Origin of the sequence: Nocardia violaceofusca NBRC 14427, assembly GCF_963869435.1 — a bacterium.
In the GTDB taxonomy this organism is placed as follows: domain Bacteria; phylum Actinomycetota; class Actinomycetes; order Mycobacteriales; family Mycobacteriaceae; genus Nocardia; species Nocardia aobensis.
Genome location: NZ_CAWMPM010000054.1, coordinates 1 through 3,207, shown reverse-complemented (window position 1 = coordinate 3,207; position 3,207 = coordinate 1). Strand labels below are relative to the sequence as shown.

The window sequence follows — 3,207 nt, the reverse complement described above, 5'->3', positions numbered from 1 at the left end:
CAACCAGAAACCGTATTGTTTGGCGACGTCGTTGGCGATATCGGAGAAGGTCGCCGTCCCCTTGTCCGCCGCGACCACGAGATAGGTGTCGTCACCGTCGCGGCGCACCACCCGCGCCGGCGGAATCACCTCGCCACTGGCGTGATCGACATTGTCGGTCACATCCAGCAGACCGCTGATGAAGGTGCGATAGCACTCCACCCCTTCACTCTGCAACGCCTGGCGGTCGGTCGCCGGATCGCCACTGGGCGCAGGCGGACGCTTCACCACGAACCCGCCCTTCGCGCCCACGGGCACGATCACCGCGTTCTTCACCGCCTGCGCCTTCACCAGACCCAGAATCTCGGTCCGGAAATCCTCCAGGCGATCCGACCACCGCAGCCCACCGCGCGCCACCGGGCCGAAACGCAGGTGCACGCCCTCGACCCGCGGTGAATACACGAAGATCTCGAACTGCGGCCGCGGCCGCGGTAGCTCCGAAATCGCGTGTGGCTCAACCTTCATCGACAGATAGTCACGCGGCCGGCCATCGGCGTCGACCACGTAGTAGTTGGTGCGCAGCGTGGCGGTGACGACACCGAGAATGGCGCGCAGAATACGGTCGGCGTCCAGGCTCACGACCTCGTTGATCCGTTTCCGCACCGCGGCCCGCAACTCGTCCGCACGGTCCGAGGAGGCCGAATCCGGATCGAACATCGCCTCGAACAGTCCGACGAACAGCTGCGCGATATCCGGTGAGGCGAGCAGCACGCGAGCGATATTGGCCTGACTGTACGGAAAGTCCGCCTGCTGCAAGTACTTCGAATAGGCGCGCAGAATCGATACCGCCCGCCATTGCAGTCCGGCACTCAGCACCAACTCGTTGAGCGGATCGCTTTCCGCCCTGCCGTGCCAGAGGGCGTCGAACGCCTCGGTGAAGCGCTCGCGCAGCCCGCGTTCCTGTGCATGGAGGACATCGAGCCGGTCGGCGGTTTCCACCAATTCGGCATCCATGTTGCGGTCCAACGACATTCGCAGCAGGTCGGGACGCGCCTGCAAGCCGAAATCGTAGATCCACGCCATCCTGCCGTCGCCGAACTCGACCTCGTAGGGCCGTTCGTCGACCACCTCCACACCCAGGCTCTGCAGCAGCGGCAGCACCTGGCTCAGCGAGATACCGCCGCCGACGTACAGGGTGAATCGCCAGGACCCGGGTTCGGCACCCGGCCTGCGATACAGATGCTGATCGATGGCCTCGCCGCCGAGGCGCTCCAGCCGAACGATGTCGGCCAGCGCCCGGGAGGGCTCGAAATCCTCCTTGTACCCGTCCGGTAGCGCGGCCGCATAGCGTTGCACGACAGCGGGATCCAGCACCGTCGACCGGGCCACCTCGTCGCGCAGGTGATCGTCCCAGGTGCGGCTGGCCTCGGCGAGCAGATTCTGAATCCGCAACCGATTGGTTTCGGACGTATCCACCTGTGTCCCCGGTTCGGGGAGATGCACGGTGAAATACACACTGGCGAGCTCGTTTTCGGACACCCGCGCCGAATAGTCGATCGATTCACCGCCCAGTTCGCGCACCAGGATGTCCTGGATCTCGAGTCGGACCCGGGTGGTGTAGCGGTCGCGCGGCAGATACACCATGGCGGCCACGAAGCGACCGTAGGAGTCCTGGCGGAGGAACAACCGCACCTGTCGCCGAATCCCCACACTGAGCACGGCGCTGGCGGTGCGGCGCATCGTGTCGATATCGGAGGAGAACAGTTCGGTGCGGGGGAAGGACTGGATCACCTCGAGCATCGCCTGGCCCGAGAACGATTCCAGATCGAATCCGCACTGTTCGATCACGGTGCGGACCCGCCGCGCGATCACCGGGATGTCGAGGACGTTCTCGTGCAGGGCGGCGACGGTGAACACGCCGATGAACAGATGTTCACCGACGACCGTGCCCGAGGCGTCGGACTCCGCGACGCCGACGAAATACGGGTAGACCGAGCGGTGCACGGTCGCCGGCACCAGCCCCTGGGTGAGCATCAGCAGCGGGCGCCGGCCGCCGTTGCCCGGAACCTGGAAGTCGGTACCGACGTTGGGTCGCAGTACACCGAGGCAACTGTCCGGCACGACAACGGATTTCGTCTCCGCTCCGGCCGCGGGGCGACGCTGGAAGCGTGCATAGCCGAGGAGGGTGAAATGCCCGTCGGCCAGCCACTCCAGCAGATGCGCACAGTCGATCAGATCGACGACCGGGTATGGCGAGGTCCCCGCGTCCGCCGTACGGATCAACTCGTGGGCGAGGCGATCCTGCACCGCGCGCATCGCCTCGGTATCGCCGATGACCTGTCGCACGTCGGTGAGCACATCGGGTACCTCGGACTCGATACGTTCGAGCACGTCCCGGCTCGTGGACGGGTGCAACTGCACGTGAATCCAGGATTCCCGCAAGCCGGTGACGCCGTTGCCGTCAACCTCGTGCGGTGCCGCGGAGTGCAACCGCCCCTCGTCGTCGCGCATCACCTCGAAGATCGGGTGGATCACTTCGCTCACGGTGACGCCGATGCGGGTCAGGGCGGACGCCACCGACTCGACGAGCAGACGCATATCGTCGGTGACCAGTTGCACCGCCGCCCCGATGCCACTGCCGTCGTCCGGGTGGTAGACCCGCACGCGCGCCGCGCCAGCGGGACGTTGCAGGCCCAGTTCGAGATGCCTTCGGAAGACCAGCGCCGAACTTCCGGTGATCGCACAGTCCACATCGCCGGCATCCACGTGACGGAAGTACGCCGACTCGAGCGTCGCGAGTTCTCCTCGCAGCGGCTCCGGCAGACTCTCCGCCCACGCGTTACTGGACAATTCGGACGAGACCGTCATTTTTTTCGCCAACTCCCTCGGATTCGGTTCCGCAACAAAGTGACGCCGGAGTCGAGAGTAGCTGGGCAGCCGAGGCGCCGGGGTGGATTCCTTCTAAACCCTCGGCGACGCTCAGCTACCTCGAACGGGCCGGTTGGTACGCCCGTGTTCGCAGCCTACGCCGAGACCGGGATAGGCCGCGATGACGTTGCGCCCCAGAATGATTGACGCACGCCCGGGTGGTCGGCCGACTGCGCGAGCCGGAAGATCAGTCGCGAGTCAGCTTACGGTGAGTAACGCGATGCGGACGAGCCGCCTCCGGGCCCAGGCGCTCGACCTTGTTGGCCTCGTAGGCCTCGAAGTTGCCCTCGAACCAGAACC

General features: G+C 65.6%; 1 protein-coding gene. It reads right to left on the bottom strand.

Features of this window, described 5'->3' with window-relative positions:
• Positions 1-2,847, bottom strand: a 2,847-nt coding sequence (locus AC5592_RS33435) for an NAD-glutamate dehydrogenase domain-containing protein (protein WP_198164010.1), incomplete at its 3' end; no start/stop codon positions are given.
• Positions 2,848-3,207 lie beyond the last annotated feature (360 nt).